This window comes from Mycoplasmopsis caviae (assembly GCF_024498215.1).
Classification (GTDB): Bacteria; Bacillota_I; Bacilli_A; order Mycoplasmatales; family Metamycoplasmataceae; genus Mycoplasmopsis; species Mycoplasmopsis caviae.
The window spans coordinates 737,085-752,765 of record NZ_CP101806.1 but is presented as its reverse complement, the minus strand read 5'-3'; the positions used below and the strand labels follow the sequence as shown (position 1 = coordinate 752,765).

General features: G+C 28.1%; 19 protein-coding genes. 16 read left to right on the top strand and 3 right to left on the bottom strand.

Annotation, left to right across the window (positions count from 1 at the left end):
- Positions 1-13 precede the first annotated feature (13 nt).
- Together NPA07_RS03740 and NPA07_RS03735 are read left to right on the top strand one after the other, a co-directional pair.
- Complete coding sequence (locus NPA07_RS03740; RefSeq protein ID WP_126118466.1) at positions 14-718, top strand: nuclease-related domain-containing protein; 705 nt, start codon at positions 14-16, stop codon at positions 716-718.
- Positions 699-1,469: a YgjP-like metallopeptidase domain-containing protein gene (locus tag NPA07_RS03735; protein ID WP_126118467.1), complete on the top strand. Its 771-nt coding sequence runs from the start codon at positions 699-701 to the stop codon at positions 1,467-1,469. The genes NPA07_RS03740 and NPA07_RS03735 overlap by 20 nt, the downstream gene beginning before the upstream one ends.
- Positions 1,470-1,558: 89 nt before the next feature.
- On the opposite strand, the gene mgtA is transcribed toward NPA07_RS03735, so the two are convergent.
- Positions 1,559-4,273, bottom strand: coding sequence for a magnesium-translocating P-type ATPase (gene mgtA, locus NPA07_RS03730; protein ID WP_126118468.1), 2,715 nt, complete (start codon positions 4,271-4,273; stop codon positions 1,559-1,561).
- Positions 4,274-4,529: 256 nt separating this feature from the next.
- Between mgtA and NPA07_RS03725 the strand changes: the two genes are divergently transcribed.
- The 9 genes from NPA07_RS03725 to NPA07_RS03685 all read left to right on the top strand — a co-directional run bounded on the left by NPA07_RS03725 (position 4,530) and on the right by NPA07_RS03685 (position 9,305).
- Positions 4,530-4,958: a hypothetical protein gene (locus NPA07_RS03725; protein ID WP_256553129.1), complete on the top strand. Its 429-nt coding sequence runs from the start codon at positions 4,530-4,532 to the stop codon at positions 4,956-4,958.
- An 11-nt stretch (positions 4,959-4,969) separates the two neighbouring features.
- Positions 4,970-5,095 (top strand): hypothetical protein, encoded by a 126-nt coding sequence (locus NPA07_RS03720; protein WP_256553128.1) that lies wholly within the window; start codon positions 4,970-4,972, stop codon positions 5,093-5,095.
- A gap of 13 nt (positions 5,096-5,108) precedes the next feature.
- The gene (locus tag NPA07_RS03715; RefSeq protein WP_256553127.1) at positions 5,109-5,507 is read left to right on the top strand and encodes a hypothetical protein; all 399 of its coding nucleotides are present in this window, start codon (positions 5,109-5,111) and stop codon (positions 5,505-5,507) included.
- A 138-nt stretch (positions 5,508-5,645) separates the two neighbouring features.
- A complete protein-coding gene (locus tag NPA07_RS03710) occupies positions 5,646-6,119 on the top strand; it encodes a hypothetical protein (protein ID WP_256553126.1) in 474 nt (157 codons plus the stop codon).
- 344 nt (positions 6,120-6,463) lie between these two features.
- Positions 6,464-7,012 (top strand): hypothetical protein, encoded by a 549-nt coding sequence (locus NPA07_RS03705; RefSeq protein ID WP_256553125.1) that lies wholly within the window; start codon positions 6,464-6,466, stop codon positions 7,010-7,012.
- An 80-nt stretch (positions 7,013-7,092) separates the two neighbouring features.
- Positions 7,093-7,314, top strand: coding sequence for a transposase (locus tag NPA07_RS03700; RefSeq protein ID WP_256553124.1), 222 nt, complete (start codon positions 7,093-7,095; stop codon positions 7,312-7,314).
- Positions 7,275-7,694 (top strand): transposase, encoded by a 420-nt coding sequence (locus NPA07_RS03695; protein WP_256553082.1) that lies wholly within the window; start codon positions 7,275-7,277, stop codon positions 7,692-7,694. Before NPA07_RS03700 ends, NPA07_RS03695 begins: the two co-directional genes overlap by 40 nt.
- A gap of 22 nt (positions 7,695-7,716) precedes the next feature.
- Positions 7,717-7,887 carry a hypothetical protein gene (locus tag NPA07_RS03690; protein WP_256553123.1) on the top strand — a complete coding sequence of 57 codons (171 nt, stop codon included), beginning with the start codon at positions 7,717-7,719 and terminating at the stop codon, positions 7,885-7,887.
- Positions 7,888-8,219: 332 nt separating this feature from the next.
- Positions 8,220-9,305, top strand: a complete 1,086-nt coding sequence (locus tag NPA07_RS03685) for a M42 family metallopeptidase (protein WP_126118471.1) — start codon at positions 8,220-8,222, stop codon at positions 9,303-9,305.
- An 84-nt stretch (positions 9,306-9,389) separates the two neighbouring features.
- Here the strand turns inward: NPA07_RS03685 and NPA07_RS03680 are convergent, their stop codons facing one another.
- Entirely contained in the window at positions 9,390-10,208 is an 819-nt protein-coding gene (locus NPA07_RS03680; RefSeq protein ID WP_126118472.1) for a TIGR00282 family metallophosphoesterase, read from the bottom strand.
- Between the two features lie 383 nt (positions 10,209-10,591).
- Between NPA07_RS03680 and NPA07_RS03675 the strand changes: the two genes are divergently transcribed.
- The 5 genes from NPA07_RS03675 (at position 10,592) to NPA07_RS03655 (ending at position 14,140) form a co-directional block, all read left to right on the top strand.
- Positions 10,592-10,897: a hypothetical protein gene (locus tag NPA07_RS03675; protein ID WP_256553122.1), complete on the top strand. Its 306-nt coding sequence runs from the start codon at positions 10,592-10,594 to the stop codon at positions 10,895-10,897.
- A gap of 11 nt (positions 10,898-10,908) precedes the next feature.
- Positions 10,909-11,343, top strand: coding sequence for a hypothetical protein (locus NPA07_RS03670; RefSeq protein WP_256553121.1), 435 nt, complete (start codon positions 10,909-10,911; stop codon positions 11,341-11,343).
- Positions 11,344-11,582: 239 nt separating this feature from the next.
- A complete protein-coding gene (locus NPA07_RS03665; RefSeq protein ID WP_256553120.1) occupies positions 11,583-12,056 on the top strand; it encodes a hypothetical protein in 474 nt (157 codons plus the stop codon).
- 329 nt (positions 12,057-12,385) lie between these two features.
- A complete protein-coding gene (locus tag NPA07_RS03660; protein WP_256553119.1) occupies positions 12,386-13,393 on the top strand; it encodes an IS1634 family transposase in 1,008 nt (335 codons plus the stop codon).
- Between the two features lie 456 nt (positions 13,394-13,849).
- Positions 13,850-14,140, top strand: a complete 291-nt coding sequence (locus NPA07_RS03655; RefSeq protein ID WP_256553118.1) for a hypothetical protein — start codon at positions 13,850-13,852, stop codon at positions 14,138-14,140.
- A 413-nt stretch (positions 14,141-14,553) separates the two neighbouring features.
- Here the strand turns inward: NPA07_RS03655 and recA are convergent, their stop codons facing one another.
- Positions 14,554-15,564 (bottom strand): recombinase RecA, encoded by a 1,011-nt coding sequence (gene recA / locus NPA07_RS03650; protein WP_256553117.1) that lies wholly within the window; start codon positions 15,562-15,564, stop codon positions 14,554-14,556.
- Positions 15,565-15,681 lie beyond the last annotated feature (117 nt).

Below are 15,681 nucleotides of genomic sequence, written 5' to 3'. Positions count from 1 at the left end.
TATAATTATGTATATGGTTAAACCAAGCACTGAAATGATAATAGGAATGTCAATTGGAATTCCATTAACACTAGTTATTATTGCGCTAGTGTTAAGTTTTTTGATTATCAAACATATTAAAAGTAAAAAAAATAATTCAATTGGTTTTCGATTTGAAGCAAAAGTACGAAACAAATTGCTAACTATAGCCAAGGATAAAAATTATAAATATCTAAATGGTGGCTTATTTAAATATGGTCAAAGTCAAATGTTTGAACTTGATGGAATTTTAATTAGCAATAAAGCAGTTTTTATTATAGAAGTTAAATATTTTGTTGGACAACTAAGCGGTGATGCTAGTGCTGTTGAGTTAGAACTTAAAACAAAAGGCAACAAGATCTTAAAATTCAAAAACCCACTTATTCAAAATTTTAAGCACATACAACACTTTTACAAAATGTGTGGCTTTAACTTTCCTGTTTTCTCTTTGGTTATTTTGCCAACAGGCTCAAGTTTTAATATCAATAACTTAGAATCATGAGCATTAGTTACTACAGAGGATCAAGTGGCCAACTTGTTAGATGATGTTGCAAAAGATATGAGTGAAGATCGCGACTTAACTAAGGATGAGTTATTATTAATTAATGAGTCAGTTAACTCAAATCGTAACGCGTCACTAAAAGATATTAAACGCTTTGGAAAAATTTTAAGTAGTAAAAATGAATCAAAGAAAAAATAACGAGAACCTAATCAAAAATATTGTTATTGATAATGTTTCATATCCTATTTATTCCAAAGTAAATTCTCGTTGTACTAACATTATTGTTCACTATGACTCTGAAGCTAAGAAATTTAGCATTAAGTGTTTTAGACACATAAGTGAAGCAGACTATAATTTTCACAATCTTGAAAGTCTTGTTTTAAAAGTGTTTAAAAAAGCAAACAAGAAAGTTGAGAACTCAAGCAATTTAATTCTTTCAAGTGATGTCGCTGAACACACAATTATTTTTTTTGGTAAGTCAACACTTTTAAAATGGAGTTTTCACTATCGAGACACAAGTGATGCTATTTATGATAAAGATAATAATATCCTAACAATAAGATGTTCAATTAAATGTGCAAGTGACCAGAAGAAAAGGACCAATGTTTTTGAAAAAATACTAAGTACTTTTTTAGAAGAATATATTTCTAAAAAACAACTTGTTTATAGTGCTTTAATGAAAATTAATAATCCTTATTTTTATATAAGAAAAAAGAAAAGTGCGTGGGGAACACACTTTAAAAAGTATCAAACATTTAGTAAATTAAGTTATTCGCTTTTTTTAGTTGCTCTTGATCCTAAATATATTGATTATGTAATAGTTCATGAACTATGCCACTACTTTCATATGGATCACTCAGAAGGATTCTATCAATTAGGTGAATATTATTATCCAAATTTTAGATATTATTCAAGCACAATCAACAAGCATAAGGTCACTATCAAATAAGCTATTGACCTTCTGTGTATATTAAGCATAATCAAAAACGGGATAGACCCGTTTTTTTGAATTCGGCTGTTTTATAGGCTTTTTGAAAACTACAATAGTTCCTTATATTTCTTAATGTATATTCTCTTGACAATTAAAACAAGAAGAATGTAAAGTATTATTGAGGCTATTAAAAGCACAAAATATCAAGGATTAAGTTGAGCTACTTTTAGTGCAGTATTAAGACCCGGTATATAAGGAGTTATTGTAATTAATATACTTCCAAATATTGAGAAAAATAGTAATATAAATGCAGGACGTGATTGAATAAAAGGCACTTTTTCTGTTCTAATAAAATGAATAATTAAACTTTGTGTTCACATAGAAATTATGAATCAACCTGTTCAAAAAAGCATCTTAAAATCTTCTGAATTTTTGGCAACATTTGGATGCGCATAAGGAATAAACACATAGTAAAGTAATATAAAAGCTAGGATATCAACAAAGGAAGAAACTGGCCCAAATCAGAGCATAAACCTTAAAATACTTTTAGCATTTCATTTTCGAGGTTTCGTTATTAGTTCACTATCAACTCTATCTCATGGAATTGTTCCACAGGCAAAATCATAAATTAAGTTTAAGAATAAAACTTGAATTGCCATAAGTGGCACAAAAGGAATTAGAATTGATGCTAGTATCATACTTATAATATTTCCAAAATTACTGCTTACAGTCATTTTCACATATTTATTCATATTAGCATATGTTTTACGACCTTCAACAATTCCAGTGGCTAAAACATTCAAGTCCTTTTCTAGAAGAATAATATTAGCACTCTCCTTTGCTATATCAACTGCCGTATCAACTGAAATTGAAACATCAGCAACTTTCATAGCAGGAGCATCATTAATACCATCACCCATGTACCCTACAGCATGACCATTATTTCTCAGAGCGCTTATAACTCTTGCTTTTTGATCGGGACTTAGCTTTGCATAAATATTATATTCATTAGCAACCTTTTGCAATTCTTGGTCACTTAGGTCAATTAAATCCTTTCCTAGCATAATTTTTTCACTTGGTATACCAACTTGTGAACAAATTGCTTTGGTTACTCTAGCATTATCACCAGTTAAAATTTTGACATCAACACCTAAATTGTGCAAATTTTCAATTGCACTTTTAGTTGACTCTTTCGGTGGATCTAAGAAAGCGAGATAGCCAATTAGGATCATATCTTTTTCATCTCCAACACCAAATTTGCCTACCTGACCCGGATTACTCTTACGAGCAACAGCAATTACACGCATACCTTGATCATTTAATTTATCAACTTGCATCAAAACCTTCTGGATCATTTTGTCATCAAGGTCAACAACTTCATCATTGTACTCTAATTTCGAACAAATAGATAAAATCTCTTCTACAGCACCCTTTGTAATCAATTGTGTTTTTCCACTTTTAATACTTTTAACAACAACTGACATTCTTTTTCTAACAAAGTCAAAAGGTATTTCATCAACTTTTTTGTAAATATTTTCAAGGCTACGAAGTTCATTTTCAATATCACTTAACTCATCTGTTTTATTAATAATTGAAATATCAAGCAAATTTTTAAGCCCAGTTTGATAATAACTATTTAAAAAGCCATATTTTAGAACTTTTAGATTTTCAAGTCCTCTAACATCAAGATGACGCTCAAGTACAACTTGATCTAAGGTTAAAGTTCCTGTTTTATCAGTACAAAAAACATCCATAGCTCCAAAGTTTTGTATTGAATTTAAACTCTTAACAATAGTTCGTTTTTTGGACATACTCATAGCACCCTTTGCAAGAGTACTGGTAATAATCATAGGAAGCATTTCAGGTGTAAGTCCAATTGCTACTGAAATAGCAAACAATAGTGCATCAACTCACTTGTGATGTTCCCCTGCAATTGATGCTCTTGTACCAGTGATAATTAAAACAAGAGGCACAGCAACAAGCATTATTCTAATTAATAGTCAGCTAATTGCTTTAATTCCTTTTTCAAAGTCAGTTTTGGTTGCTTTCTCATTAACTTTTTGAGCAATTTGACCTAAAAATGTCTGATTACCTGTAACAACAACCATTGCTTTTGCTGATCCAGAAATGATGTTTGAACCCATGAAAGCTAAATTATGATAATCAGTTACATTGTCATATTCATAATTAGCAACCAAATTAGGAAACTTTTCAATCGAGTCACTTTCACCTGTTAATTGTGATTGTGAAACGAATAGGTCGGTTGCACTAAGAATTCGCACGTCAGCAGGGATAATATCACCAGCTGCCAAAACAATAATGTCACCAACCACAACTTCTTCAAGTGGGATTTCATAAGCTATTCCATTGCGTTCAACTCTTGTAGTAGTTTGTACCATTTTAACCAATTTTTCAGCACTTGCACTACTGCGTGTTTCTTCAACAAAGTGCAGTATCCCGCTGATTAAAACCATTGTTATAATTATTATTACAGTTCAAGGTTCTGCACTTTCGCTCTTAGTTAAAGGAAGTATTATATCTGTAACAAGTGAAACAATCGATAGCAGAATTAAAATAAGAGAAAAAGGGTTAAAAAAACTATCTCATATTCGCCTTAAAACTCCGCCCTTTTTCTTTTTACTAAGTTTATTAGTACCAAATTTTTCTCTATTTTGTTCAATAAATTCTTCATTAATAATGCCTTTTGGAGTTGAGTTGTATTTTTCACAAAGTTCATTCTGATTAATATTTGCAGCCTCAACAAGCCTATTTTTTATTGATAAATTCTCGTTTGTTTTTTTGTTTTTGTTTGCCTTTTTCATAACACCTCCTTTCGCAATATAATAAATACAATTTATTATAGCAAATTAAAATAATAATGCTCCCCATTTCAATTTTTTTATTAGATGTTGTGTGAATTCCAAAACAAATTGAGCTCTTTAAATTCCAAAACAATTTGAACACTTTGTGGTAATTTTTCATTAGATTATTTTATGAATAAAGACACAAAAGATAAGGTATCAAAAAAGTTAATTTTATAATTTAGTGCCTTATTTTTTTATATTTATAAATATCCATATGAAAAAATCATTTAATACTAATCACAGAGATTCAACTGAATATGAATTAAATAAAAAAATTAATATTGAAAAAATTGTTTTCTATTTAAAAAAAGGCTTTACTGCAAGAAGAATTCATTCTTTGATTGGAGATGGATCGAGCGGAATTTCTTATTCAACTATTAGAAGATACATTAAACAAATTAGAGAGTGTGAAAAGGAAAATGCAACATCAATTGTAATGTATTCACATGGAAATTTAAACAACAAAAATGCAGAAAAAGATTTTAACAATGAAATAGAAAAGGCAATTACAAATATGAAATTAAAGGACAAAGAATATTTTAAAGATAGGGACGAAAATAAGTTTTCTGTACCTTTTAATCATTTTTTAAAAATAAAGACGAAGATAAACTTAAAGAAAAAATGTGCCTTACAACATTCATAAATAAATGTAATATGACAGGCTATGTTAAACCTACACAACATAAGAAAACAAGGAGAAATGTTAGAAATTATTTAATTGCATTAACAAAAACAGAAGATAAAAATATAAACAAAAAACAGCCTTTATATAAAGATTAAATCAATTGATAATATGGAGAATGTTAAAAGGTTACCAAGAACAATGAATTCAGTTAAATTTGAATTTGGTGAACAAGTGCAAGCAGACGCTTGTTATGAAGCGTGAATTAAAGAATTAGACAATTTTCATATATATACAATTGTAGAAACATCTTCCAAAATGCTGGTCTCAATATATGCTGAGAAAGAAGAAACAACAACAGGTTATATGAAACTTTTTGAACTTCTTTATAGGGCTTTTGGGATTCCAATGTCTGTTAGAACAGATAAAAGAACGTGCTTTTCTTACAAAGGGAATGATACTGAATTAGCACGACAAATCATAAAAAAGGTACTGAAGTATCGTCTGCAAGTTATGGCGAATTTAAACCAGATGTGGAGCGAACAAACAGAACTTTACAACCTTGGTTAATAATTTTTTACGTGATAATAATATAAAAACTATTGATCAAATTAATGAAAATGCTCTCTTGATCATTAATAAATATAATGAACATTTCAATAAAAAATAGGTGATAAATTAAATTTCTTTATAAAACCAAAAGATGAAATGGATACAAAGTTATATCTATCAATTGATAGAAAATTCAACAATGGTGTTATTCAATTTCAAAATAAATTTTATATACCGGTTACAGATGATAACAAGTACAAAATTATACAAAACGGTGTGGAATTGAGATTCGTTCATAATTCAAATAATGAGTATTTCTTCATTATCAACAATAAACTATTCAAAGCAAGAATATTACGTGATGATGAGTTAACTGAGTTTCAAAAATTTTGTAAAACATTTCATTTGTTCTATGATGACAAAAGATCAGAATGCTTATATCAGGTCACAAAAGCAAGTAAAGACTTTTTACCTTACCTACGAAAGTTAATTGATGACATTAGCAATACTTCTAATTGCTCAAATGAACTCCTTAAAGAAAATCTAAATATGGCAGAATTAATTTATAAATCATTAAGCGATAACTATAAATTATTGCTAGATTCAGTTGAAAAAACAGCCAGCAACTAACTAACTGTTTATAAAAAATAAGGCAATAATGGAGAATTTAATTCTCCATTTTTATTTTAAAAATAATAGTTAATTCCAAAACAAAAGGAGAACTTATAGGGTCTCATTTTGTTTTGGAATTAAACACAAAAAAGAGCTCAATTTGTTTTAAAACTTACAATAATAAAGTTTTAGCTAGTGTTACTATATAAATTTTAAATAATTACCTATTTTCACCAATTTCAGTTACAAAACCTACAAAATAGTAAAAAAACAAAGTGAAATAATCAAAAATTTCCTTGTTTTTTTATTTAGTTTTTGATATAATATATAGTAACATTACTATATAAAAAAGGAAATTAAAGATGGCAATACCAAAAGAAATATTATCGATTGAGAGACCAAAAGGAACGATTGTAAGAAACAGTTTTGGAATTTATTCAGTTGTTAAGAGAAGTTCAAAATATGTTAACGGAAAAGCTATTCCCTACAATATTGCGGTTATTGGAAGAATAGAGAACGGCAAATATATAGCATTAAAAGAACCAAAATACATGAAAAACAATAAGAAGGTAGTAACAACAATAAAGGACTATGGAAATGTTGCAATTTTTCAAAAACATGGCAAAAACATATACGAACAATCACAAAAACATTTTGATGAATTGACAGCTAAGAAAATTTATTTAATATCATTAATTCGATGTGCTTATCCAAAGGCCACAAACAGAGATTTAAAATTTTATTATGAAACTTCTTTCCTATCGGAATTATTTAAAAATGTTGGTTTAAGTGAATCCATGATGCCTGATTTTTTTGAAAGAGTCGGAAGAGATTATGCAAAAATTGAGAATTTCATGGTTGATAGAATTAACCAGTTTAAAAATCTATTCAAATTATTGATGGTACATTAAAATCATACAATTCTGATGATTCTGTTTTTTCTAAATGAACAAGAAAAGGAAAAATAAAAGGTAGTAAAGATTTTACACTTTTGTATACATACGATTTAAAAACAAAAGAACCAATCTATGGTAGACCATATGCTGGAAATATGTTGGATTGCACTATATTTGAAGACTATTTGGAAAATATAATTAAAAATGATGAGTTAATAGTTGGGGATAAAGGTTATTGGAATTCTAAGATAATTAAGAAGATTGAAGAACACAAAAAATGAGATATTTATTTCCAATTAAACGTTCTTCAAAACTAATTTCAGCAAATAATTTAATGGATAATTTGATTCCATTAATGATAAAAGATAGAAATTTACTTGGAAAAATTACTAATATAGGAAATAAATACTATTACACAATTAAAGATTTAGATATAGAAGCGAATGAAAGAAAAGTGCTTTTTAAAATGTCACAAAAGAAGAATAATTTTGAATTTCAAAAATTTAATGATGAAACTATAAATCTAGGTACAATAATCTTTGAATCTAACAGCAAACTATCACTTGAAGATGTCTACACAATATATTCTCAAAGATGAGAAATAGAAGAAATGTTTAGATTTTATAAGAACATTTTAGAATTACCAAAAACAGGAGTTCATTCTGAATATAGACTTATATACAACAGAGTTTATTAATTACATTTCATTGATAATTTCAATGAGAGTTAAGAACGAATTAACAAGGCTGAACCTAATTGAAAAATATTCATATAATCAAATTATCAACTATCTAAAATCATTTAAAAAACAATCGTCCAATGGTGTTGATTGAAGAAATACTAAATTATTAAATTACATTGAAAAACTTGCTGAAATTTTAGCCATATAGTAACATCTGTTAAACTTTTTTATTACAAATAATGCTCCCCATTTCAATTTTTTTATTAGATGTTGAGAATGATCTTAAATTTGTTTCCTAATAAAAGTAAGCAGATTTCTAGTTTCTAGGAAAATAACGAAATATTATTAAATTGTTTTAATTTTCCAAAAAACCTGTTTTATAGGTTTTTAGGAAAAGCAATAAATGAAGAAAATTATTATTTTAACACTTAGGTACTTAATTGTGCTTAAATATAATTGTTTCAAAACTAAAATTAGTTTAATCATAAATTCATTTGACAATTAGTTATATAATTCATATAAGAATTTAAAGGAGAAGAAATGGCAAAATACGAAAAAATTGCAAAAAGATTAAAAGAATATATGGCAATCGAAGCTATGAGTAGATATGAGGAACCTGTTGTAGAAGCACTAAAGAAAAACACAGCATCGGCAAATTTTGAGTATTCAAGAGATAATTTTGGATCATTAATTATTAAAAATAAGACCAAGGTAAAAAATGCACCAAAAGTTATGATTGCAGCTCATATGGATGAAGTTGGTTATTTAGTTAGATCAATTGAGGCTAATGGCAATTTACTTGTTTCAGTTGTTGGTGGCGTATGGCCTGCTGCTGTTATCGGAACAAAGTGCAGAGTTGTGACTAACCGAGATAATAAAGAAATTTTTGGTATTTTTGGCCATACATCAATTCATATTATGGAGGCTGAAAAACGTTCAAAAGTTCCAACAACAAAAGAATTATTCATAGATTGTGGTTTTAATTCAAAAGAAGAAGCTGAAAAATGAGGTATTGAAGTTGGCGATAGAGTTTATATGTCAGGTGAGCCAATTGATATGCCTAATAATTTGATAGCTGGTAAAGCAATGGACAATAGAGCAGGTGTTACGGTTATTGATTTTTTAGCTAATAATATTAAAGATTTAGAATTACCAAATGAAACATATATTGTTGGTACAGTCCAAGAAGAAATTGGAACAAGAGGTGCTAAGACATCTGTTTCACTTATCAATCCTGATGTTGCTTTTGCTATTGATACAGGTGCAAGTCATGACACAACAGGTTGCATAAAAGGTACACCAGTATTAGGCAAAGGTGTTGCACTCTTAATTCAAGATGGCGCAGTAATTACAGATCCAAAATTAATTAATATGTTAGTTAAATTAGCTAAAAAACACAACATACCAGTTTATAAATATATTGCTGAAGGTGGCGGAACTGATGGTGCTAGTTTACAATATGGAAAAGGTGGAGTTCCAACAATTACATTGTCATTGCCACAACGTTATTTACATTCTCCAATCGGTGTATGTTCATTAGTTGACATCCAAGCAACAATTGATTTAATTACTGAATTTGTTAAGGTTTTTGATTCTAAGATGTTGAGTGAACTTAGGAGTAATTAGGAAACCAAAAATGCTATAAAATAGTGATTTTAGAAAAACGCAGGAACATTAAAAGTCCTGCGTTTTTTGTACTAAAGTTGCATTTTAGTTTGGTTTAATATTAATTGGAATAATTACATTTTTGCTTTTATCACTATTTAACTTTAAAACAGCACCATTAAATTGACAACGGTTTTTCGAAGGGATAAATTTTACATTCCTGTTGTATCTCATTTTTTGATAAACTTCCTCAAAATTAGCTCCAATAGCACAATCAAAAGGCCCACACATTCCAGCATCTGTTATATAGCATGTTCCCTTTGGTAATATATGTGCATCGTTTGTTTGTACATGAGTATGAGTCCCACATAAACCGTCGACTTTTCCATCTAAATGAAGACCTAAAACATATTTTTCACTAGTTGTTTCAGCATGAAAGTCAACAAAGTGAAAATCACTTTTCTCACCATATTCAAGAATACTATCAATTGTGTCAAAGAAATTATTAGCATATTCCTGAGTTCAAGGAGCAAGTAATTTATTAAATGTAATTCCCATAAGAGATGTAACTCTTAGACTAACACCGTTTTTACACTTATAAATTATTGAACCACTACCTGGATAACCTTCATCAATGTTAGCAGGTCTAACAAGTTCAGGATTGTTAATTATTGAAAAAATACCATCTTTTGCTCAAACATGATTTCCTATTGTAAAGATGTCAACTCCCGCTCTTTTAAGTCTTAGATAATCTTTTTTAATTAACCCTTTTCTACCTGATACATTTTCGCCTTGAGCAATAACAACATCAATTTTGTGTTCATTAATTAAGGAAGGTAATAGTTCTTCAACTATTTCAATTCCTGAGTCTGAAAAAATATCTCCAATAAAAAGTATATTTAGAGTCTTATTTTCATTTGTCATTTTTAAATGACCCCATTCTACTTGATTAAATCAAACTTTAAGTATGATTATTATAATATAAATTGTAGTGTTAATTTAAAATTAAATAACTAGGTCTTTGTGAATTCCAAAACAAATTGAGCTCTTTAAATTCCAAAACAATTTGAACACTTTGTGGTAATTTTTCATTAGATTATTTTATGAATAAAGACACAAAAGATAAGGTATCAAAAAGTTAATTTTATAATTTAGTGCCTTATTTTTTATATTTATAAATATCCATATGAAAAAATCATTTAATACTAATCACAGAGATTCAACTGAATATGAATTAAATAAAAAATTAATATTGAAAAAATTGTTTTCTATTTAAAAAAGGCTTTACTGCAAGAAGAATTCATTCTTTGATTGGAGATGGATCGAGCGGAATTTCTTATTCAACTATTAGAAGATACATTAAACAAATTAGAGAGTGTGAAAAGGAAAATGCAACATCAATTGTAATGTATTCACATGGAAATTTAAACAACAAAAATGCAGAAAAAGATTTTAACAATGAAATAGAAAAGGCAATTACAAATATGAAATTAAAGGACAAAGAATATTTTAAAGATAGGGACGAAAATAAGTTTTCTGTACCTTTTAATCATTTTTTAAAAATAAAGACGAAGATAAACTTAAAGAAAAAATGTGCCTTACAACATTCATAAATAAATGTAATATGACAGGCTATGTTAAACCTACACAACATAAGAAAACAAGGAGAAATGTTAGAAATTATTTAATTGCATTAACAAAAACAGAAGATAAAAATATAAACAAAAAACAGCTTTATATAAAGATTAAATCAATTGATAATATGGAGAATGTTAAAAGGTTACCAAGAACAATGAATTCAGTTAAATTTGAATTTGGTGAACAAGTGCAAGCAGACGCTTGTTATGAAGCGTGAATTAAAGAATTAGACAATTTTCATATATATACAATTGTAGAAACATCTTCCAAAATGTTGGTCTCAATATATGCTGAGAAAGAAGAAACAACAATAGGTTATATGAAACTTTTGAACTTCTTTATAGGGCTTTTGGGATTCCAATGTCTGTTAGAACAGATAAAAGAACGTGCTTTTCTTACAAAAGGAATGATACTGAATTAGCACGACAAATCATAAAAAAGGTACTGAAGTATCGTCTGCAAGTTACGGCGAATTTAAACTAGATGTGGAGCGAACAAACAGAACTTTACAACCTTGGTTAATAATTTTTTACGTGATAATAATATAAAAACTATTGATCAAATTAATGAAAATGCTCTCTTGATCATTAATAAATATAATGAACATTTCAATAAAAAATAGGTGATAAATTAAATTTCTTTATAAAACCAAAAGATGAAATGGATACAAAGTTATATCTATCAATTGATAGAAAATTCAACAATGGTGTTATTCAATTTCAAAATAAATTTTATATACCGGTTACAGATGATAACAAGTACAAAATTATACAAAACGGTGTGGAATTGAGATTCGTTCATAATTCAAATAATGAGTATTTCTTCATTATCAATAATAAACTATTCAAAGCAAGAATATTACGTGATGATGAGTTAACTGAGTTTCAAAAATTTTGTAAAACATTTCATTTGTTCTATGATGACAAAAGATCAGAATGCTTATATCGAGTCACAAAAGCAAGTAAAGACTTTTTACCTTACCTACGAAAGTTAATTGATGACATTAGCAATACTTCTAATTGCTCAAATGAACTCCTTAAAGAAAATCTAAATATGGCAGAATTAATTTATAAATCATTAAGCGATAACTATAAATTATTGCTAGATTCAGTTGAAAAAACAGCCAGCAACTAACTAACTGTTTATAAAAAAGGCAATAATGGAGAATTAAATTCTCCATTTTTATTTTAAAAATAATAGTTAATTCCAAAACAAAAGGAGAACTTATAGGTGCTCATTTTGTTTTGGAATTAAACACAAAAAGAGCTCAATTTGTTTTAAAACTTACAATTGTTAATTTAAAATTAAATAACTAGGTCTTCATATTGTCAAAATACCTAAATTGACTACTAAACTCCCAAGTTTGACGAATCAAAAATAAAAATGAACACTTCATATACTAAAGTATATGAAATTTTTTTCATTTTTTCTTATTTTGTGTTATAATATGTTATAATATAATTATGTATGTAAAAGTTTCAAAAGTAGCAGGCAAAGAATATGTTCAAATTTGCCATTCAGTTAGAATAAAAGGAACAAATAAAACAAAGCAAGTGGTTATTGAAAAACTTGGTCTTTTATCAAAACTGCAAGAAGAAAATCCTAACATTTTAGAGGATTTAAAAAATAAATATCAAGGTTTGAGAAATGAAGCGAGAGATAATGAATTATTGAAGTATAGAGTTCACAAATCTATTGATGCTTTATTTGACACAGAATTCAATGAAAGGAATGAATTCAAAGACAAATTAACATATGAAGAAAAGGCTGAAAAAAGTAAAAAAATAGTTAGAAAAAAATATGGTAATTTACTTTACAAAACGATTTACAAAAAACTAAAACTTGATGAATATTTTGATTTAAAAAGTAAAGAATTTCTTTTCAGATATGATTTAAATAATATTGTTGAGAACCTAACTTTTTTAAGAATTTTAAAACCTTCATCAAAACTAAGAACAGTTCAATCTTATGATTCATATTTAATAGAGAATGACGACACGTTGAAATCTCATTACAGAGCATTGGAAATTTTATGCGATGAAAGATTAGATATTATTAAACATTTAAACAATAGATTATCAGAATTAATGGACAGAAATCTAGAAGAGGCTTTCTACGATGTTACAACAGTTTATTTTGAAAGTTTCACAGCAGATGATTTTAGAATCTTTGGTTTTTCAAAGGATTTAAAAGTTAATCAAACACAAGTGGTATTAGGTTTGATGATTGATGCAAATGGAATACCAATAAGTTACAAACTTTTTCCTGGAAATACAAGCGATTTTAAGACTTTTATCCCTTTTATACAGGAAGTTAAGGAAAATTTAGGAATCGAAAATGTAACGATAGTTGCTGATAGAGGACTTAATTCTGGGCCTAATTTACAGTCGATAATTGACAATGGTTTTAAATTTATAATGGCAGAAAAATTAGAGCAAAAGGCAAAATTGCCTCTGAAATACTTGACTTAGATTCATATGATAAAATAACTGAAAACTACTTTATTAGAGATCGTAAAGATACAAAATTTGTAAAAAATGAAGATGATGAGAAATATATAATTGATGGTAGACTTGTTCTTTCTTTCAGTGAAAATAGAAGAAAAAAGGATGAGAGCGACCGCAAAAGACTTATTGAAAAAGCTTTAAAAGGTGTTCAAAACAATGCTTCAAAAGCTCGCTCAGAATTAAGTAGAGGCGGTAGAAAGTATCTCGATTATAATGTTAAAGAAGTAACGATAAAGACAACAAAAATTGAAGATGATGCAAAATGAGATGGATTTTATGGAATATTCACAAACGATATGGAAATGAAGACTGATAGAATTATTTCAACATATCGAAAACTTTGAAAGATTGAAGATTCGTTTAGAATGTTAAAAACATCATTTGAGGTTAGACCTGTTTATCTATCAAAAAGGAAGACAATTGAAGCGGCATTTTCTTATTTGTTATTTAGCCCTTGTACTCCAAAGATTTCTAGAATTCACTATTGACTCAATAGTTGAAGATGATCACAAATTTACTACTGAAAAAATACTCAACAGTATTAGAGAAGTTGAACTAATAACCTTTAAAGATTATGAGAATGATACAGAGTATTTTATGAGAACTGATGAACCAATTGAATACCTTGAATTAATTGAAAAATTAAATATTGAAAGACTTCCACTGATGGGAAAAGTCGATGAAATTGAGGGTATTATAACACATGGCTAAAATTGTAAAAATGACCAATACACCTATAAATAAGGCGTATTAGTCATTTTTAATACTCCTTTTTAATTGATTCGTCAAACTTGGGATAAATTATTGCTAGATTCAGTTGAAAAAACAGCCAGCAACTAACTAACTGTTTATAAAAAAGGCAATAATGGAGAATTAAATTCTCCATTTTTATTTTAAAAAATAATAGTTAATTCCAAAACAAAAGGAGAACTTATAGGATCTCATTTTGTTTTGGAATTAAACACAAAAAAGAGCTCAATTTGTTTTAAAACTTACAATTGTTAATTTAAAATTAAATAACTAGGTCTTCATATTGTCAAAATACCTAAATTGACTACTAAACTCATTGCTTTCTAGTTAGCAAAAAACAAAAGCCCTATAAAATAGGACTTTAGTAAAATTTGCTAATCGTTCTTGTCTACGTTTAAAACTTGTTTTTCGATTTCTGCCTTAAATTCTGGGTTCTCAAGTAGCATATCTTTAAGTGCTTTTTTACCTTGTGCTATATTTTTGTCTTGGTACGCAAATCAAGCGCCTTTTTTCTCAATAACACCCGCGTCAACTGCTAAATTAATTAGTTCTCCAAGTTTATCAATACCTTTTGAAAAAATTATTTGAGTTGTAAATGATTTATATGGTGCTGCTAATTTGTTTTTAGCAATTTTTATCTTAATTTCGTTACCTGTTATATCTTTGCCTTCAACAATTGAAGCAGTTTTACGAACTTCAATTCTAATTGATGAGAAGAATTTAAGTGCTCTACCACCTGTTGTTGTTTCAGGGTTACCAAATAAAACTCCAATTTTTTCTCTTATTTGATTAACAAAAATAATCGCTGTTTTATTTTTGTTTAAATTTGCTGTGATTTTTCTCAATCCTTTTGCCATTAGGAGAGCTTGAGCCCCAACAGATGAATCACTCATTGTTCCATTTAACTCAACTTCAGGAACTAGTGCTGCTACACTATCAACAACAATTAAATCAATTGAACCGCTTTTAGCTAAAATATCAACAATTTGCAAAGCTTGTTCACCACTATCAGGTTGAGATAGTATTAAACTATCTAAATTAATTCCTAAATTACGTGCATAATTTGGATCAAGTGAGTGCTCTGCATCAATATAAGCTGCAATGCCACCTTGTTTTTGAATTTCGGCAATCGCATGTAAACAAAGAGTAGTTTTGCCACTGCTCTCAGGTCCATAAATTTCAATAATTCTTCCTTTTGGATAGCCATCAATACCTAATGCGCCATCTAATAAATATGAACCACTTGGAAAGGTTTCTACTTTTTCATCAACTCCATTTTCACCAAAAAGCATAATTGCCTCAGAGCCGAATTTCTTAGTAATTTCATCTAATGCTTCTTTTAGTTCTTTGTCTTTATTTTTAATTTCAACATTTTTGTTTTTCATAATTGGTTATATCCTTTCAATTAAAACTCGTTACTTTGAGAAATAATTATTCAAAAATGGAAAAAATTAAGAAAAAAGGCTCACTTTTACCAAATTAGTTGTCAATTATTTATAAGT